26 protein-coding genes are annotated in these 22,596 nt (G+C 72.1%); 1 reads left to right on the top strand and 25 read right to left on the bottom strand.

Features of this window, described 5'->3' with window-relative positions; translation table 11 throughout:
* Positions 1-76 precede the first annotated feature (76 nt).
* Entirely contained in the window at positions 77-622 is a 546-nt protein-coding gene (locus AB0N80_RS11075) for a hypothetical protein (RefSeq protein ID WP_315993238.1), read from the bottom strand.
* A gap of 347 nt (positions 623-969) precedes the next feature.
* Between AB0N80_RS11075 and AB0N80_RS11070 the strand changes: the two genes are divergently transcribed.
* Positions 970-2,055 (top strand): AAA family ATPase, encoded by a 1,086-nt coding sequence (locus AB0N80_RS11070; protein ID WP_363578757.1) that lies wholly within the window; start codon positions 970-972, stop codon positions 2,053-2,055.
* A gap of 67 nt (positions 2,056-2,122) precedes the next feature.
* On the opposite strand, the gene AB0N80_RS11065 is transcribed toward AB0N80_RS11070, so the two are convergent.
* From AB0N80_RS11065 to AB0N80_RS10950, 24 genes are all read right to left on the bottom strand, one after another.
* Entirely contained in the window at positions 2,123-2,461 is a 339-nt protein-coding gene (locus AB0N80_RS11065; protein WP_363392871.1) for an HU family DNA-binding protein, read from the bottom strand.
* A 429-nt stretch (positions 2,462-2,890) separates the two neighbouring features.
* Positions 2,891-3,307 carry a flagellar assembly protein FliW gene (locus AB0N80_RS11060; RefSeq protein WP_363578756.1) on the bottom strand — a complete coding sequence of 139 codons (417 nt, stop codon included), beginning with the start codon at positions 3,305-3,307 and terminating at the stop codon, positions 2,891-2,893.
* Complete coding sequence (gene flgL, locus AB0N80_RS11055) at positions 3,304-4,191, bottom strand: flagellar hook-associated protein FlgL (RefSeq protein ID WP_363578755.1); 888 nt, start codon at positions 4,189-4,191, stop codon at positions 3,304-3,306. Before flgL ends, AB0N80_RS11060 begins: the two co-directional genes overlap by 4 nt.
* A gap of 13 nt (positions 4,192-4,204) precedes the next feature.
* The gene (gene flgK / locus AB0N80_RS11050) at positions 4,205-5,611 is read right to left on the bottom strand and encodes a flagellar hook-associated protein FlgK (RefSeq protein WP_315993243.1); all 1,407 of its coding nucleotides are present in this window, start codon (positions 5,609-5,611) and stop codon (positions 4,205-4,207) included.
* A gap of 4 nt (positions 5,612-5,615) precedes the next feature.
* Positions 5,616-6,098: a flagellar protein FlgN gene (locus tag AB0N80_RS11045; protein ID WP_315993244.1), complete on the bottom strand. Its 483-nt coding sequence runs from the start codon at positions 6,096-6,098 to the stop codon at positions 5,616-5,618.
* Between the two features lie 131 nt (positions 6,099-6,229).
* Positions 6,230-6,478 carry a carbon storage regulator CsrA gene (gene csrA, locus AB0N80_RS11040; protein ID WP_315993245.1) on the bottom strand — a complete coding sequence of 83 codons (249 nt, stop codon included), beginning with the start codon at positions 6,476-6,478 and terminating at the stop codon, positions 6,230-6,232.
* Positions 6,479-6,570: 92 nt separating this feature from the next.
* Positions 6,571-8,631: a flagellar biosynthesis protein FlhA gene (locus AB0N80_RS11035; protein ID WP_363578754.1), complete on the bottom strand. Its 2,061-nt coding sequence runs from the start codon at positions 8,629-8,631 to the stop codon at positions 6,571-6,573.
* Positions 8,632-8,719: 88 nt separating this feature from the next.
* Positions 8,720-9,823: an EscU/YscU/HrcU family type III secretion system export apparatus switch protein gene (locus tag AB0N80_RS11030; RefSeq protein ID WP_363392886.1), complete on the bottom strand. Its 1,104-nt coding sequence runs from the start codon at positions 9,821-9,823 to the stop codon at positions 8,720-8,722.
* Positions 9,820-10,581, bottom strand: a complete 762-nt coding sequence (locus AB0N80_RS11025) for a flagellar biosynthetic protein FliR (protein ID WP_315993248.1) — start codon at positions 10,579-10,581, stop codon at positions 9,820-9,822. The genes AB0N80_RS11030 and AB0N80_RS11025 overlap by 4 nt, the downstream gene beginning before the upstream one ends.
* Positions 10,578-10,856, bottom strand: a complete 279-nt coding sequence (gene fliQ, locus AB0N80_RS11020; protein ID WP_076674472.1) for a flagellar biosynthesis protein FliQ — start codon at positions 10,854-10,856, stop codon at positions 10,578-10,580. Before fliQ ends, AB0N80_RS11025 begins: the two co-directional genes overlap by 4 nt.
* On the bottom strand, positions 10,853-11,617 hold the full coding sequence (gene fliP, locus AB0N80_RS11015; RefSeq protein WP_363578940.1) for a flagellar type III secretion system pore protein FliP: 765 nt from the start codon (positions 11,615-11,617) through the stop codon (positions 10,853-10,855). Before fliP ends, fliQ begins: the two co-directional genes overlap by 4 nt.
* 184 nt (positions 11,618-11,801) lie before the next feature.
* Positions 11,802-12,263 (bottom strand): flagellar biosynthetic protein FliO, encoded by a 462-nt coding sequence (locus AB0N80_RS11010; RefSeq protein ID WP_363578753.1) that lies wholly within the window; start codon positions 12,261-12,263, stop codon positions 11,802-11,804.
* The gene (locus tag AB0N80_RS11005; protein WP_363578752.1) at positions 12,260-12,916 is read right to left on the bottom strand and encodes a FliM/FliN family flagellar motor switch protein; all 657 of its coding nucleotides are present in this window, start codon (positions 12,914-12,916) and stop codon (positions 12,260-12,262) included. The genes AB0N80_RS11010 and AB0N80_RS11005 overlap by 4 nt, the downstream gene beginning before the upstream one ends.
* The gene (locus AB0N80_RS11000) at positions 12,913-13,809 is read right to left on the bottom strand and encodes a flagellar motor switch protein FliM (RefSeq protein ID WP_315993252.1); all 897 of its coding nucleotides are present in this window, start codon (positions 13,807-13,809) and stop codon (positions 12,913-12,915) included. The genes AB0N80_RS11005 and AB0N80_RS11000 overlap by 4 nt, the downstream gene beginning before the upstream one ends.
* 29 nt (positions 13,810-13,838) lie before the next feature.
* Positions 13,839-14,651 (bottom strand): flagellar motor protein MotB, encoded by an 813-nt coding sequence (locus AB0N80_RS10995; protein WP_315993253.1) that lies wholly within the window; start codon positions 14,649-14,651, stop codon positions 13,839-13,841.
* Positions 14,648-15,451, bottom strand: coding sequence for a MotA/TolQ/ExbB proton channel family protein (locus tag AB0N80_RS10990; RefSeq protein ID WP_315993254.1), 804 nt, complete (start codon positions 15,449-15,451; stop codon positions 14,648-14,650). Before AB0N80_RS10990 ends, AB0N80_RS10995 begins: the two co-directional genes overlap by 4 nt.
* Positions 15,452-15,456: 5 nt before the next feature.
* Positions 15,457-15,675 carry a flagellar FlbD family protein gene (locus AB0N80_RS10985; RefSeq protein ID WP_363392904.1) on the bottom strand — a complete coding sequence of 73 codons (219 nt, stop codon included), beginning with the start codon at positions 15,673-15,675 and terminating at the stop codon, positions 15,457-15,459.
* Positions 15,676-15,780: 105 nt separating this feature from the next.
* Complete coding sequence (locus tag AB0N80_RS10980; RefSeq protein ID WP_363578751.1) at positions 15,781-16,944, bottom strand: flagellar hook protein FlgE; 1,164 nt, start codon at positions 16,942-16,944, stop codon at positions 15,781-15,783.
* A 66-nt stretch (positions 16,945-17,010) separates the two neighbouring features.
* Complete coding sequence (locus AB0N80_RS10975) at positions 17,011-17,442, bottom strand: flagellar hook capping FlgD N-terminal domain-containing protein (protein WP_363578750.1); 432 nt, start codon at positions 17,440-17,442, stop codon at positions 17,011-17,013.
* A gap of 12 nt (positions 17,443-17,454) precedes the next feature.
* Complete coding sequence (locus AB0N80_RS10970; protein ID WP_363578749.1) at positions 17,455-19,827, bottom strand: hypothetical protein; 2,373 nt, start codon at positions 19,825-19,827, stop codon at positions 17,455-17,457.
* A complete protein-coding gene (locus AB0N80_RS10965) occupies positions 19,824-20,207 on the bottom strand; it encodes a hypothetical protein (protein ID WP_315993259.1) in 384 nt (127 codons plus the stop codon). Before AB0N80_RS10965 ends, AB0N80_RS10970 begins: the two co-directional genes overlap by 4 nt.
* Positions 20,204-20,629 carry a flagellar FliJ family protein gene (locus AB0N80_RS10960; RefSeq protein WP_363578748.1) on the bottom strand — a complete coding sequence of 142 codons (426 nt, stop codon included), beginning with the start codon at positions 20,627-20,629 and terminating at the stop codon, positions 20,204-20,206. The genes AB0N80_RS10965 and AB0N80_RS10960 overlap by 4 nt, the downstream gene beginning before the upstream one ends.
* Positions 20,626-21,951: a FliI/YscN family ATPase gene (locus AB0N80_RS10955; RefSeq protein ID WP_315993261.1), complete on the bottom strand. Its 1,326-nt coding sequence runs from the start codon at positions 21,949-21,951 to the stop codon at positions 20,626-20,628. Before AB0N80_RS10955 ends, AB0N80_RS10960 begins: the two co-directional genes overlap by 4 nt.
* Positions 21,948-22,574, bottom strand: a complete 627-nt coding sequence (locus tag AB0N80_RS10950; RefSeq protein WP_363392922.1) for a FliH/SctL family protein — start codon at positions 22,572-22,574, stop codon at positions 21,948-21,950. The genes AB0N80_RS10955 and AB0N80_RS10950 overlap by 4 nt, the downstream gene beginning before the upstream one ends.
* Between the last annotated feature and the right edge of the window lie 22 nt (positions 22,575-22,596).

Raw genomic sequence — 22,596 nt, 5'->3', positions numbered from 1 at the left:
CCTCTCATCGTCTCCCCTCACCCTAGGGCGCACGGCCTCCCGCACCCGTCCGGAGACGGAGGTGCGGGGGCGCTGCTCACGGTCGGGAGCCCACGGGCAGCAGCATCGCCGCGGTCCCGGGGATGTCGACGAAGCCGATGCTCGCCCAATGAGCACGGCGGGCGGCGACATCGGCCGGATCGACCACCGGTCCACCCATCGCGGCGGGAAACGCCGCCGTCAGGAGGATCGCTATCGTGTCTCCGTCGAAGACGCGGGCGACGCCGCGGACGAGCGCGTGGCTCACGAGAGAGCCGACCGCGGCGTCGATGTCGACGGAGGAGATCACACACAGGCTGTCGGTGAACAGCGAGGACTCGTCGATCATCGAGATCAGCTCGCGATCGGCGAACGCGGATCCGATCGACGACAGGTCCGGCACGGCCTCGCGCAGTTGTTCGGCCCAGGACGGATCGGCGTAGTGGACGCGGTGGAGCGTCGCGGCCGTCAGGACACGGGCGCCCGCATCCGCCTCTTCGCCGGAGCGGATGACCGCACGCCAGACTTCCGGCTCGGTCCGTCGCTCGTCGATCCGGACGGTGAGATGGAGCGCCATCGCTCCGACGTCGGCGTCATCGTGCATGTGCCCCCCAGGGGTCGTCGCGCGTCATCCGGTCGCCGCCCCTCGTCATTCGATCCATCGTTCTTCGTCTTTCACGGGCACTGCACGCAGGAGTACCGCAGGGCCGTGAGCGGCGCCGGTCGTCGCATTCGGCCCTCTCACACCCCCACCGCGTTTCCTCTCCTTTTCGAGTCGTTTCGCGCCCCCCGCGCTCAGCCGACCCCGCAACGCTCCCGTCTCCCGTTCCTTCACCGCAAATGGTGTTGCGGCACGCCTTCCGGGGCTTACATTAGAAAGTACTCATCTCATTCTTAGGGTATTGACAGCCCTTTCGGAACGCCCCTTCCCCCCTAGAGGAGCACGACCACGTGAGCAGCACCTACATCGAGACCGGCGGTCAGGTCCGCGTCTACGATTCCGCCGTCAAGGCTCACGATCGCCTTCCCCTCGGCACCTATCGCGTGCGCTTCAGCAGTAAAGAGGGCTTCAGCCTCGTGCGCACGGCGGATCTCGCCGTCGGCGCGGAGAAGGTGTACGGACAGCGCGAAGCCAAGGTCGACAAGATCTTCCGCACCTACGCCCGACTCGACCGCAACCTGGGCGTCATGCTGTCGGGGAACAAGGGGCAGGGGAAGTCAATGTTCCTCCGCATGGTGGCGGAACGGGCGATCGCCCAGGAGCTGCCGGTGGTGCTCGTCACCGAGGATGCCGACGGCATCGTCGACTTCCTCGACACCCTCGACGAATGCCTCGTCATCTTCGACGAGTTCGAGAAGGTCTTCGCATCCGGTCGCGGTCACCTCGCGGAGCCGAACCGCCAGAATCAGTTCCTGACGCTCTTCGACGGGATGTCGTCGGTGCGACGCATCTATTGCGTGACGGTCAACGACGTGCAGGACGTCAGCCACTACATCGTCAACCGGCCCGGTCGCTTCCACTACCACATGCGCTTCGACTACCCCGGCCCGGACGAGGTGCGGGAGTACCTCGCCGACCAGGCCCCGCACGCCGCGCCCTCGGAGGTCGAGAACGCCGCACTGTTCTCGCGTCGGGTGAACCTGACGTACGACCACCTGCGGGCGATCGCCTTCGAGATGAATCACCCCGAGGCGAAGTTCTCCGAGATCGTCGAAGACCTCAACATCAAGGCGATCGAACCGAGTACCTATCGCGTCGAGGCGAAGTACCCGGACGGCACGATCCTGGCGGACGAGTCGGTGCTCAACCTGCACGAGCGCAGCGATGTGCAGCGCACCATCGAACTGCGCAGCACCCAGCGCACGCTGTTCTTCTCGTTCGCCCCGCGCGACGTCGTCTTCGAGGACGACGGCAGCATCTCGATCCCCGTCCACACGATCGACGCGATGGTCGAGGACGAGGAGATGCCCGACGAGCTTCCGGCGCGGATCACTCTGACCCTCGTGGGCCAGGTCAGCTACTCGTTCGATCGCTGAAAACGACACCGCGCTTCGCGCGATCCCCCACGCGTCGGCGTGGGGTCGAGGATGCGCGCCGCACGGGCTACGAGTCGTCGCGGGAGCGGGGCGGAACCGTCACCCTCTTGTTGACGTCGCGCGTCGCCGAGAACTTCAGCACCGCGTAATCGTCGACGTGCCCGCGGGTGTGGGCGTCATCGCGGATGTTCAGGACGACGTCGTGCCCCTTGTGCGGCTGTGCGTAGAACTTGCCGAACCCGGTCAGCGTGACGCGGTTGCCCGCGTTGACCAGCTCGAGGATCTCCTCGAAGATCGCGTCGTACGCGAGCTGGGTCGTCCGCAGGGACAGACCCGCGCGCTTGGACACCCGCTGGACGAACTCGCGCTTGCTCACCTTGGGCTCTTCGGACCTCGTGACAGGCATATCTTCACCATCCAATGCTCTTGCTCGTGAACGAGCGTATGTGTCGACCCTCCGACCGGCATCGGGGTTGCCGAACGGGGACGACAGGTGGACCGTGCTGCGACGCGTGAGCGGATCCTTCGGGTGAAGACGCCGGCGGTACGCGTCGTCGCCCGCCGAGGTGGCCCGTCTCCGCGGACGCGACGGACGCTCCGGCGGCGCGTGCGCACTGCCGGTCTCGCCGCCGACGCCCCTCGGAACCGAGGTCACGCACCGCGGGCTGACTCCGACCCGCGCCCCTTCGGGAGGGCGCACACCGCGTTCGGGTTGCGGTGCTCGTCGGTTTCTGCTCGTTTTCGTGACGATCTTAGCGCCTCGCAGCACCTTCCGCGCGAGATGTTTCGCCGCGGATCTCCGCGGTCGCCCGTGCGGCTCGGGGTACGCCGGCGGTCAGGCCGTCCCCAGCTGCGCGCGCAGAGGGTACGACGTGTCCTCGAAGATCAGCTGCGCCGCCGATCCCGTCCGCGCGTTGATGAGGACGGGCGCACGCAGGTTCACGAACACCCCCTCCTCCGAGGGATTGGCCACGACGAACAGGCGGACGGTTTCCTCGTCGGCGCCGACTTCTCCGCGCATCCCGGCGGTGATGCGCGGGCGATAGTCCGCGACCACGGTCGCGGGGTCGACGAGGAACAGCCGCACCTCGTCGCCCCTCGAGCGCAGCGAGTACAGCCCCCGGGCGCCCTCGATGCGCGCGAGACGGAAAGAGGTGAGCGGGCCGAGCCCCGGAAGGGATGCCGCGAACTCCACGTCGAGATCGCCGAGCTCGGCGGTGGTCCCGGGGGCGGTCGTCGGGGAGGTGGTCATCGCAGGAACTCCAGGAGGTTGGTCTGCAGGGTCTTCGCGGTCACCTGCAGGGCGGATTGATACACGAGCTCGGCGGATTGCAGGGCGATGTACACCTCGAGGGTGTCGACGTTCTCGACCTCGGCGCGGCGCGCCTCGAGGTCGACGGCGACGCTGGTGTTCGCCGCCGACGCCCTCTCGATCTGGGCCTGGCGGGCCCCGGCGACACCCCGCGCCGTCGCCAACTCCTTCAGGTGCGCGTCGATCGTGGCCAATCGCGGTCCGACCTCCTCGCCCGCGCGCAGATCGGCGGCGATCGCGCGCAGAGCCGCGAAGACGCTGTCGGTACCCTCGCCGAACACCTGCGCGCCGTCGAGGTCGACACGCACCTGCTCGCCGTCGGAGAGGCGCCGCTGGACCCCCGCACCGCTCGTGCCCGAGAACGCGAAGGTCGCCGGGTCGAAGGCCGAGCCGCTGTCGTCCGTCCCCGCGAAGACCGTACGTCCGAGCACCGTCGTGTTCGCCTGCGACAGCAGCTCGGTGCTGAGACTGTCGAGTTCGGCGGCGATCGATTCCCGGGCCGACGCGCTCAACGCGCCCGAGTTGGCGCCCTGGGCGGTGAGGTCGCGCGCGCGGTTGAGCAGGTCGATGCTCGCTCCCAGCGCCGTGTCGGCGGTGGTCACCCAGGCGAGACCGTCGCTGATGTTGCGAGCGTACTGCGACGTGCGCGCCTGCTCGCCGTGCACCCCCAGAATCGCGGCGGCGGCCGCCGGATCGTCGCTGGAGGTGCGGATGGCGCGCTGCGAGGTCGCCTGATCCTGCAGCCGCGCCCGGTCGGCGAGGCCCGCCTGCAGGGTGCGCAGCGCCTGCTGATTGACGGTGCTGCTGGTGATGCGTCCGATCATGGCCACTCCGGGGTCAGCGGCCCACGAGGCCGACGCGGTTGATGAGCAGGTCGAGGGCCTCGTCCACCGCGGTCAGCACGCGGGCCGCCGCCTGATACGCGGTCTGGTACTTCAGGAGGTTGATGGTCTCTTCGTCGCCGTCGACCGAGGCCTGCGACTGCTGCCCGCTGATCGCCGCGATCGCGCTGCGATCCGCCGTGTCAGCGCGCTGCACGTCTCCCCCGACCGCCACGCCGTACCCCGTCACGAAGCTCGACCACGTCGCCGACGGACCGGTGGGAGAGGTTCCGAGCACCGAGAGGCGATCGGCGATCGAGGTGTCCCGCGCACCCGCTCCCGGTGCCGCGAGGGCGAGCTGGTCGAGCCCCGTCGGCACGACCCGCAGTCCGCGTGCGGCCGGACCCGTGGCATCCACCGAGAAGAAATCCCCACCGGCGGCGCCCGTCGCGGTCTGACCGGAGCGATGGATGCCGTTGACCGCGGTCGCGAGCGAGGTCGCGACCGCGTTGTAGGCGTCGGCGACCGCCGCCAGCGTGCCCCCCTCGGATGCCGGTGCGAGGACGCTCAGCGCACCTCCGACCGACCCGCCGGTCACGGCGACGGGGACGTCGGGACGGTCGGTCCAGGAGATCGAGAGGCGCGCGGGATCGGTCATCTCGCGCGGTCCCGCCACGGCCAGGGCGCGGCTGGAATCGCCCGCGACCAGCGCGTTGCCGTCGAGGCGGAGGGTCATCGTGCCGTCGTCCTCGAGCCGTCCGGTGGCCCCCACGACAGTGGACAGCTGCTGCGCCAGCACGTTGCGCTGGTCGATGAGTTCGTTGGCCGAGCGCCCCGACTGCAGCGCCGTGCGGATCTGCCCGTTCAGGGTCGCGACCTGGGCCGCCGTGACGTTGACGTCGGCGATCTGCCGATCGACCTGAGCGCGCAGGTCGCTCCACTGCCCCACCACGCTGTCGTAGCCCGAGGCGATCTGCGCGGCCAGCACCGAGGCGTTGGTCAGCACCACCTGCGCGGCGGCGGGCTCGGGGGTGTTCGCCAGATCGGCCCAGCCCGCCCAGAATCGGTTGAGGTTCGCGGCGAGACCGTCTTTCGTCGGCTCGGCGAGCACGGCCTCCGCCGCGCTCGCAGCGGCGGCGCGCGTCGACCAGAACCCGGATGCCGACAGCGCATCGCGCACGCGTGCGTCCAGCACCTCGTCGCCCAGCCGCGCCACGCCCGTCACCGCGACGCCGCCGCCGACGTTCAGGCCCGATCCCCACGCCGCGACGGTGCCGGCGGGCGCGACCGAGGTCTGCTCGAGGCGCTGGCGGGTGTACCCGGTGGTGGTCTCGTTGGCGATGTTCTGCCCGGTGACGGTCATGCCGGCGCGCGCGGCGGCGAGGCCCGACGCGGCGACCTGGAGTCCGGCGAAGGTCGACATGCGCTCAGACCTGCACGTCGAGGAGACGCGATCCGCCACCGCCGACGAGCGCCCCGCTCGCGGCGTACTCGCCGGTGGGCTCGCCCAGCCCGGCGATCGTCTCCTGCGTCACGCGCAGTGCCGTGCGCAGGTGCTGATTGACGGTGTTCCTCTTCTGGGCGATCTCGTCGGCGAGTCCGGTCATCACCGCGTGGTGGGAGCCCATGACCTCGCGCCACGCCTCGGTCGGCGCGATCTCGACGAGCTCGCGCAGCGTGGTCGCCTCCGGAGCGCCCCACTCCGTCGCGACGTCGACGAACATCGTGTCGCGCAGGATCGCCCCCGAGGCGAGGGCCTTCGCGACGCGCTCGACCTCGGTCGTGGCGTGCTGGACCCAGCGCGTGCGCCCGGTCGTCACGAGCATCTCGAGCTCCTCGAGCTTGAACAGCATGAGCTCGAGCAGCTCACGCTGACGCAGCAGCTGCATGCTCAGGTCGGTGGCGGCCACGGGGTCTCCTCGTTCGGGTCGAGTCGTCGTGACAGGTCCACCCGTCACGACAGCCACTATCGCGACGCGGCGACGCCCCAGTAACCCGCCCCGGCCGGGGCCCGTGCTGCGACGGCCCGCCGGAGCGCGGCCTACTCGGCCGGCGTCGACGCGCGAAGCGCCGTCAGCAGGGCGTTCTGCGCCTCGTCGGAACGGGCCGCCCTCAGGGCGTCGTGGTTCTCGGTGCCGACGGCGACCACGATCTCGCTGCGGTGGATGCGGGTGTCGCGGGGAGCGTCGATGCCGATGCGCACGCCCGTCGCCGTCACCCCCAGCACGGTGACCGTCACGTCGTCGCCGATCATGATGCTCTCGTTGGGTCGTCGCGTGAGTACGAGCATGTCGGAGTGACCGCCTTCCCTGGCTTCTGCGCGGAGCGCCGTCCTGCCGACGAATATACCTTTTCCGTTCGATGACGAGCGGATTCAGCACCTCATACGGAGCCGATGGCGACCTGCTCGAGGCGCACGACGCCGACGACGTCGGTCGCGAAACCGCCGATCGCGGCTTCGTCGTACGACAGGATCGGCATCCCCGCGACCTGACCCGACACGAGGGCGCGCACCCCCTGGCGCAGCGACGGCGCGCACACCAGGATCGGCTCCGCGCCCGCGGGGTCGAGCTCGCCGACGGTGCGGCGGATGCCCTCGAGCAGCTGCATCGTCGCCTCGGCGCTCAGCACGATCTGCGGACGCCCCTCGACCTGCCGGAGCCCTTCGAGCATCTGCTGCTCGAGCACGGGGTCGAACATGACGACGCGCAGGCGCCCCTCGCGGGCGAACCGCGCGGCGATCGCCGGGCCGAGGGCGCTGCGGGCGGCCTCGACGAGGGAGGGGATCTCGGTCGACGACTTCGCGCGGAGGGCGAGGGCCTCGTAGATGCGTCCGAGGTCGTTGATCGACACGCGCTCGGCGAGGAGGCTCGCGAGCACCCGCTGCACCACGGCGAGGGGAAGGAGGGTCGGGGTGAGCTCCTCGACGGCTGCGGGGTTCGTCTGCTTCAGGTGCTCGGTGAGCTGACGCACGTCCTCGAGCGAGAGCAGCCGGTGCGCGTGCGCGTGCACGATGTCGGAGAGGTGGGTGATGATGACGCTGGATCGGTCGATGACCGTCGCCCCGGCCAGGTCGGCCGCGTGCGACAACTCCGTGCGCACCCACTTGCCCTCGAGGCCGAACACCGGGTCGACCACCGCCGTCCCGGGGAGGCCCTCCAGCCCCGTCCCGAGGGCCAGCACGTGCCCGCGGGGCACGATCCCCCGGCCCGCCTCGACGCCGGCGACGAGGATCGCGTAGGTCTCGGACGGCAGCTCGACGTTGTCGCGCGTGCGCACCGGCGGCATGAGGGCGCCGAGCTCGAGGGCGACCTTGCGCCGAAGCGCCTTCACCCGGGTGAGCAGGTCGCCCTGCCCTCCCGCGGCCAGGTCGACGATGTCGGGGGCGAGCGAGATCTCCAGCGCGTGGACGCGCATCGTGTCCATGAGGTCGTCCGGCCGCTCCGCCGCGGCCTCGACGGCGAGCTGCGCTTGCGCGTCGGCCTCGTCGGCCGCGGCCCGATCCGCGTTCGCCTTCACGCGCGACGCCGCGAAGAGCAGGACCGCACCGATCGCGAGGAAGGCCAGGAAGGGCATCCCCGGGATGAGCCCCATCCCCAGCGCCGCGATCGCCGTGATGATGAGCGCGTTGCGCGACTGGAGCAGCTGGCGCCCCGCGGCCCGGCCGAGCTCGGCCTCGGCGTTCTCGCGCGTGACGATCATGCCCGTCGACACGGCCATCAGCAGGGCCGGGATCTGGGTGACGAGCCCGTCGCCGATCGTCAGCAGGCTGTACGTCTCGAGCGCCTTGTCGATGCTCATGCCGTGCATGGTCATGCCGATGACGATGCCGCCGGCGAAGTTGATGATCAGGATGACGATGCCGGCGATCGCGTCGCCCTTGACGAACTTGCTGGCTCCGTCCATCGCTCCGTAGAAGTCCGACTCGGCGGCGACCTCGGCGCGCCGGCGGCGGGCCTCCTCGTCGGTGATGAGGCCCGCGTTCAGGTCGGCGTCGATGGCCATCTGCTTGCCCGGCATGGCATCCAGGGTGAAGCGGGCGCCGACCTCCGCGACGCGCTCCGCGCCCTTGGTGACGACGACGAACTGGATGACGGCCAGGATGAGGAAGATGACCGCACCGATGACCAACGAACCGCTGATCGTGATCTGACCGAACGCCGCGATGACCTGGCCGGCGTGCGCCTCGCCCAGGATCAGGCGCGTGGACGCCACGTTCAGACCGAGCCGGAACAGGGTCGCCACCAGCAGCAGGCTCGGGAAGACGGAGAAGTCGAGCGGCTTCTTCACGAACATCGCCGTGAGCAGGATCAGCAGCGCGAAGGCGATGTTCGACACGATGAGCACGTCGAGCAGCGCCGCCGGGATCGGCACGATCAGCAGCAGGATGATCCCCACGACGCCGAGGGGGACGGCGCCCTTCGACAGCACTCCACCGATCATGATTCCCGCTCTCTCGTGGTGTTCCCGTGGCCGGGTCGGTTCGTCGCCGGGCGCGCGGTCGCTCGGCGCGCGGCCTCGGGGCGCACGGTCACAGCTCGCGCCCGACGAGGGCCGCGGGGGGCATGGTGTGCGTTCCCGCCCGCGACCCCCTCTTGTGCAGCTGCTGCACGAAGGCGAGCACCTGCGCGACCGCGGTGTAGAGGTGCTCGGGGATCTCGTGCCCCACGTCCACCGCCGCGTGCAGCGCCCGCGCGAGCGCGACATCGCGCACCATCGGCACCTTCGCGCTCTCGGCGCGCTCGCGGATCTTCTGCGCGATGACCCCGGCGCCCTTCGCAACCACGCGCGGGGCCGACCGGCCCGGCTCGTAGCGCAAGGCCACGGCGATGTGCGTCGGATTCAGAAGGACGACGTCGCTGTCGGCGACGGCCGCGATCATGCGGTTGCGGCTCACCGCCATCTGACGCGCTCGACGCTGCGACTTGATGAGCGGGTCGCCCTCGCTCTTCTTGTGCTCGTCGCGCGCTTCCTGCTTCGTCATGCGCGTGTGCTGGCGGTTGCGCTTCATCACCACGAAGACGTCGATCGCGGCGAGGAGCAGGCCCACGGCCACCGCGACCTGCAACAGGGTCGCCACTCCCCCGCCGGCCAGCTCCAGGAGCCAGCCGACGGTGTGACGGCCGCTGCCCATCAGCACGGGGACGAGGCCGGCGACGACGATCCACAGGGCGGCGCCGATGGCGGCCGTCTTCAGCAGCGCCTTCGCGCCCTCCCACAGGGCTGCTTTGCCCACAGTGCGTTTCAGTCCCGCCACGATGTCGAACTGCTCGACGCGCGTCGGGATGCCGCGCAACCGGATGCCGCCCTGCGCGATGGCCGTGGCGGTCGTGGCCACCAGCACCACGACGAGCAGCGGGGCGAGTACCTCGCCGACCGTGCCGACGGCGTGGCCGATCGCCTCGATCGCCCGCGCGGGATCCGGGTCGCGCGCCACCGCGGCGAGGGCCCCCAGGGGCTGCGACACGGCTCGGGACGCGGCATCCACCGTCGACGGGATCATCACGCCCGCGGCGCCGATGCACACCCACGCCGTGAAGTCCTGGCTCCGGCCGATCTGCCCCTTGCGGATCGCCTTGCGCAGGCGCTCCGGGGTCGCCTTCTCGGTGCGCTCCCCCGTATCGGTCCCGCTCATCGCGTCACCCCGATCAGCACCTGCGCGGCGTCGCCCGCGAGCGAGGAGACGATGGCCGGGAGGGCGGTGAAGACGAATCCGACCAGCAGCAGGGTCAGCGCGATCTTGATGGGGAAGCCGAGGGCGAACGCGTTCAGCGCCGGTGCGACGCGGGAGACGAGCCCGAGGCCCACGTCCGCGAGGAACAGCACGATCAGCAGCGGGCCGGCGATCTGCACGGCGCTGACGAGCATCTGCCCGACCGCGTCGGTGAGCACCTCGGCGGGTCGTCCGAGGTCGAAGGTCCCGGCGACGGAGACGGCGTCGAACGAGCGGAACAGACCGCCGAGCACGAGCTGATAGCCGTTGGAGGCGAAGAGCAGCAGAATCGCCGTCATCTGGAACAGGCGCGTGAACTGGGCGCCGTTGACGTTCATCCCGGGGTCGTAAGCCTGGGCGAGCTGGAAGCCGCCGAAGGTGTCGACGAGGAAGCCGGCGCTCTGCACCGCGCTGAACAGCACGAGCACGAGGAAGCCGAGCAGGCTGCCCACGAGCACCTGACCGGCGAGCGCGAGCAGAAATCCGCCGGTGTCGAGGCGCTGATAGCCGGCGACGACGACGGGTGAGACGGCCAGGCCCAGGCCGACGCCGAGCATGGCGCGGATGCGCAGCGGGATCGCCCCGTGGCTGAAGGGCGGAGCGATGACCAGGAACGCCGTGATGCGCACGATGGCCAGGGCCGTGGCCTCGAGCCACACGAAGTCGATCGCGAGGTTCATCCGCCGCCGTTCAGCAACGAGGGGATTCGCGCGAACAATTCGTTCGTGAACGCGATGCTCTCGGCGATCATCCAGTTGCCGCACACCAGCAGCGCGATGCCCACGGCGATGAGCTTCGGCACGAACGACATCGTCATCTCCTGCACCTGCGTGATCGACTGCAGCAGCGAGATCGCGAAGCCGACGACCAGCGCCGTGATGAGCAGCGGCGCACTCAGCTTCGCCGCGAGCATCAGGGCGCTCAGGCCGATGTCCATGACCGCCTCGGGCTTCATCCGGCACCCCGATACGACTGCACCAGCGAGGTGATCACCAGCCCCCACCCGTCGACGAGGAGGAACAGCAGGATCTTGAACGGCAGCGAGATCATGACCGGCGGGAGCATCATCATGCCCATCGACATCAGGGCGCTCGAGACGACGAGGTCGATGATCAGGAACGGGATGAAAACGATGAAGCCGATCACGAACGCCGCCCGCAGCTCGCTCAGCATGAAGGCCGGGATGAGCGTGTACAGCGGGATGCTGTCGGGCGCCGCCGGGTTGTCCATCTGCGCCGCGCGGTGCATCAGGGCGATGTCCTCCTCGCGCGTGAAGTGCAGCATCCACGTGCGCAGCGGCTGCTGGGCCGCGTCGAAGGCCTGACCGAAGTCGATCTGCCCGGAGGTGAAGGGCGTGACGGCCACCTGATTGATGTCGGCGAGCACCGGCCACATGATGAACAGCGTCAAGAAAAGACTGAGGCCCGCGAGCACCTGGTTGGGCGGGATGGACGGAAGCGACAGCGCGTTCCGGGTGAGCGCGAGCACGACGAAGATCTTCGTGAAGCTGGTCATCATCAGCAGCAGTGCCGGGGCGACGCTGAGCACCGTGATGCCGAGCAGCGTGGTGATGCTGTCGGAGGGCGACCCGTTGATCCCGTTGATGCTGATGCCGCCGGACTCCCCGGTCGCGGCGGACGCGCTGTGCGCCGTGAGCAGGTCGAGCGCGCCGACGAGCGCGAGCGCAGCGACGCCCGCGGCCGCCCACCCCGCCACGCGCGTCCGTCGCCGCGGATCCCGGCGATCCACGCGCACCGCGACGGCGCGGGAGGGGGATGCGGGCACGACGGCACTTTCGCGAGGGTGTCGAGGCCGATCCGTAGCCAGGGGTGCGAGCGATCCGTGCTCGCGACCGACTATCGCGACGGTGGCGGCGGGCGTAACCGACCACGCGGCCCGATCAGGCGGCGGTGCTCGTCCCGGCATCCTCCCCGCGGGCCCCGCCGGCGTCGGCGAGCGAGATCACGTTCTCGGACGCGTCGTCCCCGGACGCGTCCACCTCGGACGCGTCGACCGCGGCCGTCGGGGCCTCCTGGGTGTCGACGACGTCGATGCCCTTCTCGCTCACGCCCAGGACGTAGCGGATGCCGCCGAACTCGGCGACGACGAGCTGCGCCTTGGCGCCGAGGGTGGTGCGGGCGACGAGCGTGATCTTCTCCGCCCTGGCGCGCGGAGCGGCGGCGGCACGCGCGCCGGTGAGCTCGCGCAGACGGCCCAGGCGACGCGGCACGAGCGCTGCGAAGGGGCTGCCGCCCGCGGCCTGCCCCTTCTGCAGCCGACGGCCGAGGAACAGCAGCAGCCCGACGACGGCCGCGAGCGAGACGATCGTGCGCAGCGCCAGGAGCAGCTCGTCGCCGCTCATGCGGTCTCCGCCTGGTCGATGATGCGCTCGACGCGCACCGCGTAATCGCCGTCGGCCACCACGACGGTGCCGTGACCGATCAGGCGTCCGTTGAGGGTGATGTCGGCGGGTGAGCCGGCCGCGCGGTCGAGCTCGACCACCCGACCGGGTTCGAGCGAGAGCACGTCGCGCACCGCCATGCGCGTGCGGCCGATCTCGACGACGAGCTCCATCTCGACGCCGGCGATGCGGCTGATGCGCGTGGGGGCGGCCGGGGCCGCCGCCGCGGCGTCGTCGATGCGGATCGCCGCGCGCGCGACGACCGAGCCGTCCTCGCGCACGAGGTCGAAGACCTGGGCGCCGGGAACCGTGAACACCCCCGCCGCGTCGACCTCCTCGCCGTCGCCGAGCGTGCCGGCGCCCAGCACGGCGACCGCCGCTTCGAACACGGGATGCAGACGGTCGGCGAGGGCGCTCCCGGCGGAGCCGTCGTCGAGCGTCGCGACGTCGGCGACCTGGATCGCGACGGTCGCGCCGGGGGCACCGGCGAAGGCGACGGCCACGGCGCGACCGGTGGCCCCCGGGTCGGTCGAGGGGGCGGGGAGCACCGGGAACGCGAAGGGGAGCTTCGCCGCGATCGCGGCGGCCATGGCGGCGGCGTGGAAGGTGCTCATCGGGTCTTCTCCTCGTGGATGGTGGTGATGGTGCAGGCGAGGCGCGAGCCCTGCGCCCCCGGGACCGCGCGGGCGATCGGGGTGTCGCCGACGACGAGTTCGAACGGTTTCGTCTCGGGGTGGGCGAACCGCAGCAGGTCGCCGGGCGCCAGGTCGAGGACCTCGCCGGCGCCGATCACCCGGGGCGAGATGCGCAATGACACCTCGAGCGGGGTGTCATTCAGCTGGTCGCGCATCGCGCCGTCGCGGTGGGCGTTGGCGGCGTGACGGTCGCTCTCGGCGAGCTGGTCCACGACGATCGCGGCCGGGAGCATCACCGTCGCCGTGCTGCGGGCCTCACCCGCGCTCATCGCGAAGCGCGCCACGATGACGGCCTCCCCCGGCGAGATGACCTGCATGTACTGCGGGTTGTAGTGCAGTCCCGAGAAGGTCACCGCCCCCGGCAGCAGCGGGCCCATGCACGCGCTGAGCAGTTCGAAGGTACCGTCCATCACCTGCAGGATCAGCGCCGTCTCGATCGGCGTGAGCGTGCGCGCTTCGACGCCTCCACCGGGCTTCCCGCCCAGCATCTGCACGACCCAGGCCAGCGCGCTGTCGAGACCGAACTGCACGACGCAGGGCTCCTCGCGCCCCGCGGTGGAGCCGGCCACCATGGCCGTGGTCGTCGGGAGGGTGTCGGCGTACTCCTGGTACGACACCAGCTCGAGCCCCTCCGGGACGAGGTGGGTGCGCAGGCGCACCTTGGCCGTCAGCTGCGAGGCCCACTGGCGCGCGAACGTCTCGAACGCGGCCTCGAGCTGGCGCGTGTGCTCGCGGCCCAGCTGCGCCGGTCGACTGAAGTCGTACGCGGGATAGCGACGAAGGGGGTCGTCGCGAACGGCCGCTGTCGTCATGGCCTGTCCTCCAGGGGATTGTTCACGGGTCAACTCTGCGCGGCGGCCTGCACGAGGCCGGGGATGAGGGAGCGCACCTGCTCGTCGGCGGTGGACAGCACGACGATGTCGACGCGGCGGTTCGCGGCGAGGTCCTCGACGCTGTCGCCGACGACGATCGGACGCTGGTCGGAGAACCCCACCGCCTGGACGCGCGTGCCGGCGATGCTCTTCTGCTCGACGAGGAAGCGCGCCACCTTCGTCGCGCGTCCGCTGCTGAGCTCCCAGTTGCTCTCGAACGGCGGGACGGCGGCGCGGTGATCGGCGTGGCCCTCGATGCTGATCTGGTTGTCGGTGGCCGCGAGCACGTCGCCGATCAGGCTGAGGACGCGATCGGCCTTCTCGCTCAGATCCGCCCGGTTGTCGGCGAAGAACGTCTCGGCCCCCACCAGTCCGATCTTCAAGCCGCGGTCGTCGATGACGAAGTCGACCGTGTCCTGCAGACCCTGGGATGCCAGGGCGTCGGTGATCTGCTGACGCATCTTCTCGAGGCCGTCCAGCTCCTGCGCGGCGCGCGCCGCGACATCGCGCACGCCGTTGTCGTCGAGCAGCTCGGGCGGGATGACCAGCCCCTCGGTGAGATCGCCGCCGCCCTCCACCTGGGACTGGCCGAATGCAGCCGCGAGGCCGTTCTTGAGCTGGTCGTACTTCGTCTCGTCGACGACCGACACGGCGTACAGCACGATGAACAGGCACATCAGCACGGTCACCATGTCGGCGTACGACACGGCCCATCGCTCGTCGGGCTCGTCGTGCGCGGCATCCTCATGCCCCCGTCCGCCCGCGCGCCGGGCGCTCGTCACGCGGCGTCCTCCACCGCGGGGGCGGCGTCGGCGCGCGGTGGCTTCTTCTTCGCCGGGGCGGAGGTCGTCATCGCGAGCAGACGCTCCTCGAGCAACCGAGGCGGACTCCCCGCCTGGATCGCGAGGATGCCCTCGCACACCAGCGTCATCCGCTCCTGCTCGAGGGTGGCCATGCGGTTCAGCCGGCCCGCGATGGGGTTCCAGATGAAGTTGGCCGAGAGCAGACCCCAGAGCGTGGCGACGAAGGCCGCGGCGATCATGTGCCCGAGTTCGTCGGGCTTGCTGAGGTTCTCGAGCACGTGCGTGAGCGAGACGACCGTGCCGACGATGCCGATCGTGGGCGCGTATCCGCCGAGCGAGGCGAAGAATTTCGCCGAGACGCGGTTGCGCGCCGATTCCGAGTCGATCTCGTCGAGCATCAGGGTGCGCAGGTCTTCGGCATCCACCCCGTCGGCGAGGGCCTGCACCGCGCGACGCGTGTAGTCGTCGGGAGCGGAGTCGAGCTCCTCCTCCAGGCGCAGCAGCCCGTCGGTGCGGGCTTTCTCGGCGTAGCCGACGAGGACCGGGATGACGGCGGAAGGGGTGGACCGCGGGCCGCGCACCATACGACCGAGGGAGCCGAAGGCGGCGATCGCGTCACGCAGGGTGTGGCTGGCGATGCCGACGCCGATGGTCGACCCGAGCACAAGGATCATGGGGGCGGGGAGGAACAGCGCGCTCAGCGACGCGCCCTCCATCGTGATCATGGCGTACAGGGCGCCGAAGGCGGCGACCACGCCGATGATGAATGCGATGTCCACGTCGGTCAGTCCTGGGCGGCGGGAGCCGAGAGCGCGGACGCCGCGGCGAGCACGCGCGCCCGGTAGGCCACGATCCGCGCGATCAGCTCGTCGAGGCTCTCCTCGACGTTGTACACCCGGCCGTCGACCATGTGCAGGGTCGTGTCGGGAGACTCGTGCACGCGCTCGATGAGATCGGGGTTCACCGCGAACCGCGTGTGGTCGAGGCGGGTGAGCGTGATCATTCGGGGACGGTCTCGGCTTTCGCTGCGGGAGGGGACGGGGCGGACTATCGCGACGCGGCCCGCCCGGGGTAACTCGGGCGGGCCGCGCGGGTGGCGATCGCGGGATCAGCGCTTGAGGTTGGTCAGCTCCTGCAGCACCTCGTCGCTCGTGGTGATGACGCGCGCGCTCGCCTGGAAGCCGCGCTGCGCGACGATGAGGTTCGTGAACTCCTGCGAGAGGTCGACGTTGCTCATCTCCAGCGCGCCGGACAGCAGCGAGCCGATACCGGCTTGCCCTGCCTCGCCGATCTGCGCCTCTCCGCTGTTGACGCTCGCACGGTAGGCCGTGCCGCCGACCTTCTCGAGCCCCTCGGCGTTGGCGAAGGTCGCCATGGCGATCTTCGCGAGGGTCTCGGTGCGCCCGTTGCTGAAGGTGCCCACGATCGAGCCGTCCGTGGTGATCGCGTAGGACTTCAGCGTGCCCGCGGCGGCGCCGTTCTGGCCGGTGAGGGCGATGGTGCTCATGTCGGCGAAGCCGGTCACCGCGCTGAGGTCGACGGCGATCCCCCCGGCGTTCAGCGTGAGACCGGCGGTCTGACGTCCGTCGGTGAAGGCGAGGGCACCGGTCGCTCCGCTGACGGGCTCGGCGACGTCCCAGCCGGCGGCCGTGCGCGTGAACGTCAGGCTCAGCGAGGTCTTCGTGCCCTGGGCGTCGTAGACCGCGATGTCGCGCACGAGCTGCGTTCCGACCGCGGCGGTGGAGGGCAGGTTTCCGGTCGCGGTCGAGGTGGTGGTCGCCCGGGCGGCCGAGACGAGGTCCTGCGGGATCGAGATGGTACCGGGCACCTGACCGGTGTCGACCGCCCCGTTCTGCGCCGACCAGCCCTGCACGAGCGAGCCGTCGGCGGTGACCATCTTGCCCTGACCGTCGAACGAGAAGCCGCCCGCGCGGGTGTAGAGGGTCTCCCCGCCCGAGCGCACCGCGAAGAACCCGTCGCCCTGGATCATCAGGTCGCTGCCGCGGCCGGTGGTCTGGGCCGCCCCCTGGGCGAAGTTGGTGCGGATGCCGCCGACCTGCACGCCGAGACCCACCTGCGCGGGGTTGCGACCGCCGTTCGCGGCATCCGGGATGCCGGCTTCGCCGACGACCTGCGAGAGCGAGTCCTCGAAGAGGACCGAGGAGCCCTTGAAGCCCGCCGTGTTGACGTTGGCGATGTTGTTGCCGGTGGTGTCGAGCATCGTCTGGTGGGAGCGGAGTCCGGAGATCCCGGAGAAGAGCGAACGGAGCATGAGGGTCTCTTTCGTGTGGGTGGTCGAGCGGTGGAGGTCAGGGGGTGGTCGTCAGGACGGTGGTCGTCAGGGGGTCGCGGAGGTGGCGGGGGTGACCGAGGTGATCGCGTCAAGGGCCACGGTGACGTCGCCGATCGTGACCTGCGGGATGGATCCCTCGAAGGACACCTTCGAGACGATCCCCGAAGCCGGGGCGCCGGCCGCGTCGAGGTAGCCGGCCCGCTGCCCGATCAGGGCGGTGGCCGCCCGCCGCATGTTGAGGGCGAACGCCTCGGAGCTGTTGCGGCTCATCGCGGTGAGCTGCTCCATCATGGCCAGCTGGGTCGTCTGCGAGATCATCTGGTTGGTGTCCATCGGGGTGGACGGGTCCTGGTTCGTCAACTGCGTGACGAGCAGCTTCATGAACACCTCGCTGTCGAGCTCCTTCTTCGGAGCCGCGGCGGTGGGGGAAGCGGTCGCGAACGGGCTCGCTGTCGCGGTGACGGCGTCGACGGTCATGGGGGGGTCCTCTCAGGCGAAGATGTCGAGCCCGCCGGCGCGGGCGACGTCGAGCGACGCGGCCGCGCCGATCGGGGGGATCCGGGGGTCGGAAGCGGGGGACGCAGACGCGCGGGCGCGGTCGCGCGGGTCGGGCCGGGCATCGGATGGCGCACCGCCGGACCCGGCGGACGGGCCGCGATCGCCCGCACCGCTGTCTCCGACCCCCGGCCCCACCGCGAGGTGGGCGTGGGGCACGATCGCGGCGAGGTCCCGCCGCAGATCGGAGACCATGCTCCGCAGGATCTCGCGTGTCGCGTCGGTCGCTCCCGAGAGCTCGACGCGCACGTCTCCGCCCGCGCCGATGCGGGCGCGGACCGTGACCGGGCCGAGGGCGTCGGGGCGCACGGTGAGCACGAGCTCGTGCACCCCCGCCGGACGCTGGGCGAGATGCACGATCGCGGGCGCGACCTGCGCCGCGACCGCGCGCGGGACCGCGGCCTCCGTCGGCGGCGGCGGTGTCGCGGGCGCGACCGGGGTCGCGGCGGGAGCGGAGACCGCCGAAGCAGCGGCGGTACCCGCGGTCTCGGCGCCGCCGACGGCGGGCGTGAGCGGCGCGGGGACGGCGGAGCCCGCGGAGGTGCGCGGGGGCGCGGATGCCGCAGCGGAGACGACGGCGGCGCCCGGTGCGGGGGCGGGCGCGGGTGCCACGGCGGATGCGGGCGCCGACTGGCCGCCGGCGGGGGTGAGCACGGGCGCCGGTGACGGCGCGACCGGGGTGGGCGGCTCGGCATCGCCGACGGGCACGGTCGACGCTCCGTGCGCCTCCGGCGTCTGTTGGGTCGATGCGGGGCGCGGGTCGGCGGTGGGCGGGGCAGAGGGCGAGACCGTTCGCCCCGTCAGCGCGGGAGACCCGGCGGCGGGTGCGGCCCCGGCGGCGGGGGCGGGGGCGGGTGCGTCAGCGGGGGCGGACGGGAGGGGTGCCGGCACGGCGACGGCGGCGGGGGCGGGCACGCCGGCGGGGGCGGGTGCGCCGGCGGGGGCGGGTGCGCCGGCGGGGGCGGGTGCGCCGGCGGGGGCGGGTGCGCCGGCGCGGGCAGCCCCAACGGCGGCGGCGGGTGCGCCGGCGGCGGGGGCGGACCGGAGGGATGCCGGCACGGCGACGGCGGCGGACAGGGCGGCGGATGCAGCGATACCCGACGCACCGAGGCCGGACGCCGGAACCCCCGGCGCGGCGAGACCCGGCACCACGGCCGCGGGCGGAACCGTTGCGACGGGAACCGCTGCGGGCGCGGGAGCCGCTGCGGCGGGCGAGGTCGTAACGCCGACGGGCGAGATGGCGACGCCGACGGGCGAGGTCGCGACGCCTGCGGGCGCGGGTGCGGCGCCGGCAGGCGAGGTCGCGACGCCGACGGGCGAGGTCGCGACGCCGGCGGGCGCGGGTGCGGCGCCGGCAGGCGGGGCGACCCCGACGGCGTGCCCGACGGGCGATGCGGGGGCGGTGGCCGTTGTCGCCGGCAGCTCCGCGGAGGCGATGATCCCGTCCTCCGAACGCCCGCCAAATCGGGCGCCGCCGACGGGAACGCCGTCGATCGGCCATCGAGCGTCCGCGGGCGGGGTCGCCGCCGCATCCCTTCCGGCCCCGGAAGTCCCCGGGGTCGGGCTGAGGGTCGCCTCGGCGGGCATCGTCCGCAGAACGGGGCGGGGTCGCTCCCCCTCCCCCGGCGCACTGCCGGGCAGCGCGCCGTCGATCCACACCGGCATCGTCCGCAGCACCGGCGGCTCGGCGGCATCCGCGGCGACCGTAGGCTTCGCGGCCCGGGGGGTCTTCTCCTGTGCCGTCGTCGCACCAGTCAGCCCGGCCGGCACGGTCCCCGCGGCCGGGACCGCCGCGGGGGCGCCGCCCGTGGTCGACGCCTCCGCGGGCGTCGCTTCCGCGGGTGACACCTGCGCGGGTTCCACTCCGGCGGGCACCGCCCCCTGCGGAAGCGGCATGACCCAGGGCGCCGGCATCGTCATCAGCGGCGGATGATCCCTCGCGGGCGCCGTCGTGTCGGCGTCGCGCGTCGTCGCGGGAGCCGACGGACCGCCGACCGCGGACGTCGTCCGAGCGGATGCCGCCACCCCACTCTCCGCCGACGTCGCTCCCCCGCGGGGCGCCGCCTCACCCGACCGAGCCGGAGATGCGATAGAGGAGGTCTCCGGCGACGCCGGTCCCCCGGCATCCGTCGATGACACCGGCACGACGCGGACGTCGGCGCCCCGCGCGAGCGCGTCGGCCGCACGGGCGAAGGCGTCGCCGAACGCCGACGCCGTGTCGGAACCGGAACCCGACGGGGGCGCGGTCGCCGCCCCGGCGCCGAACGCGTTCGCCGGCGCGGAGACCGGCGGAGGCGTAAGCGTCATGCGCCACGTCCCGTCAGGGTGGACGCGATGCCCGAGACGCCGAGCCCGCCGCTTCCGGTCGTGCCCGCGGCGAACAGCGTCTGCAGCGCCGCTGCGAGATCCCCCTGGCTCGCGGGACGCGTCGCGGTCGATGCGGAGGCGGGGGTCGCCGACGTGGTCGGTGTGCCGAGCTCCCGCGCGGCCGCCGCGGCCTCTTCGAGGAGGTCGGCGAATCGCGTCGCCGCGCTCGACGAGGCCGTCGCCGTGGCCGTGGTCTCCGCGACGCCGCCCGCGGCGGTCGTCTGCGCGGGGGCGGTCTTGGCGGTGGCGGACGACGGGTGCAGCGAGGAGATCTGACCCGTGATCGCCTCGATGCGCCCGAGCACGCCGTCGACGCTCACGCCGCGCTCCCCTCGCTGCGACCGGCGCGCGTGGTGGCGATCTCGTCGAGCGCGTTCTGCTCGGCACGCGCCTCGGTCTCGAGCTCGCGCGCCCGGTGCGCGCCCTCGAGCCGCTCGAGACCCTTCAGTTCGCGGCGGGCCTCGACGTGCGCCGCTTCGGCGGTCGCCGCTTCGTCCCGCCGAAGGCGCGCGAGCACCTGCAGGTCGGCCAGCGACGCCTGCCCGGCCGCGCGCGCGGCGGCCATGGCCCGCAACGTCGCGGGGTCGTCGATCTGCGTCGCGATCGCGCTCAGGCTCGACACCGCCTGCTCCGCGGCTGCTTCGGCCGCCCGCACCTCGGTGCGTGCGCGGGCGACGTCCTCCGCCGCGACACGTTCCTGGACGCCGCGCACGCGAAGCAGACCCGCGAGGGGAAAGGTCATGGGTTCAGGCCTCCGAAGGTCTCGGTGAGGGCGGTCAGATGCCGCCAGGATTCGTCCGTCGTGGAGTGCTCGTCGATCGATTGCGTGAGGAACGCGTCGATTCCGCGCTGGTGGAGCAGAGCGGCATCCACCAGGGGGTTCGCCCCCCGCGTGTACGCGCCGATGTCGATCAGGTCGTTCGCCTGCCGACGCGCGGCGAGGACGCTGCGCAGGATCACTGCCCGCTGCCGTTGATCGGGCGTGGTCACCTTGCCCACCACCCGCGAGACCGATCCGAGCACGTCCACCGCGGGGAAGTGCCCGCGCACCGCGAGGGCGCGGTCGAGCACCACGTGACCGTCCAGGATGCCGCGAGCGGCGTCCGCGATCGGTTCGTTGTGGTCGTCTCCGTCGACGAGCACGGTGTAGAGCCCCGTGATCGAGCCCGCCGGGCCCGTACCGGCGCGCTCCAGAAGGGCCGCGAGCACCGAGAACGTCGAGGGCGGGTAGCCCCGTGTCGCCGGAGGCTCCCCCGCCGACAGGCCGATCTCGCGCTGGGCCATCGCCACCCGCGTGAGCGAGTCCATCATCAGCACGACGTCGCGACCCTCGTCGCGGAACGCCTCGGCGATGCGCGTGGCGAGGAACGCCGAGCGCAGGCGGGCCATCGCCGGCTGATCCGAGGTGGCCACGACCACCACCGAGCGGGCGAGGCCCTCGGGCCCCAGATCGTCTTCGAGGAACTCGCGCACCTCGCGACCGCGCTCGCCCACGAGCGCGATGACGGTGACGTCCGCGGTGGATCCGCGCGCGATCATCGACAGCAGCGACGACTTGCCCACGCCGGAGCCCGCGAACAGACCGAGGCGCTGTCCCACCCCGACCGGCGTCATGGTGTCGAGCACGCGCACCCCGAGGCCGAGCTGACGATCGATGCGGCGGCGGCCGAGCACGCTGGGCGCGTCGTTGCCCAGCGCGACGCGCCGGGCGGCGACGAGCGGTCCCTGATCGTCGATGGGGCGTCCGAGTCCGTCGAGCACCCGCCCGAGCAGCGCGGGTCCGGTGGGCACGAGCGCCGCGGCGCCGACGTGGTGCACCGCCGCACCCGCCGTGATCCCGGCGAGCGGCGCCAGGGGCATGCAATGCGAGCGCGCCCCCTCCACGGCGACGACCTCCGCCTCGACGCCGCGCCCGTTCGCCGCCGCGATGCGCACGCGATCGCCGACGGCGGCCCGGATGCCGAGCACCTCGACCCCGAGACCCACCACGGCCGTGACCGTGCCGGCGCGCTCCGGTCGCGCGGCGGTCAGCACGCGTCGCCACGACGCGGTGGCGGTGCTCACGCGGGCTCACCCCCCTCGGCGCTGCGCAGCGCCGCGCGGGCGCGGGCGAGGGCCGAGGAGACACGGGTGTCCACGCGGGCGTCCGCGAGCTCCACGATCGCCCCGCCCGCGTCGACGGCGTCCGAGGCGACGACCTCCGCCGTCGCCAGGACCGGCGATGCGCTGTCGCGGAGCGTGCGCACGTCTCGCTCGGCGAGGTGCGCGCGCACCCACGTCGAGACGGGGGCCTCGGCCACGGCGCGTCGCATCGCGTGCGCGGCCGAGCGCGCGGCATCCGAGAGCTCCCCGTCGAGGATCGTCTCGGCGAGGTCGATCGCCAATTCCTCGAGCCGCTCGGCGTCGGCGGCGACGAGAGCCGCGAGACGCCCGTCGAGATCGGTGCGGACCGCGTCCACCGCGGCGAGCGCCGTGCGCAGCGTCTCCCGCGCCTCGGCTTCCTGCTGCGCGATGCGCGCCTCGAGCGCGACGCGGGCCTGCGCGAGCTCCTCCGCGGCGCGCCGACGCCCCTCCGCGAACCCGTCGGCGTACCCGCGCACGCGCGCCTTCTCGCTGATCGCGCGAGCGTCCGGCACGCTCCCGCCCAGGCGCGGCGGCACCAGCGGTGTGAAGGTTGCATCGGTCACGGCGGTCACCCTGCGGGTTGTG

Source organism: Microbacterium sp. NPDC089188, assembly GCF_040685155.1.
In the GTDB taxonomy this organism is placed as follows: domain Bacteria; phylum Actinomycetota; class Actinomycetes; order Actinomycetales; family Microbacteriaceae; genus Microbacterium; species Microbacterium galbum.
The sequence above is the reverse complement of the archived record's forward strand: the minus strand, read 5'-3'. Positions and strand labels throughout refer to the sequence as shown.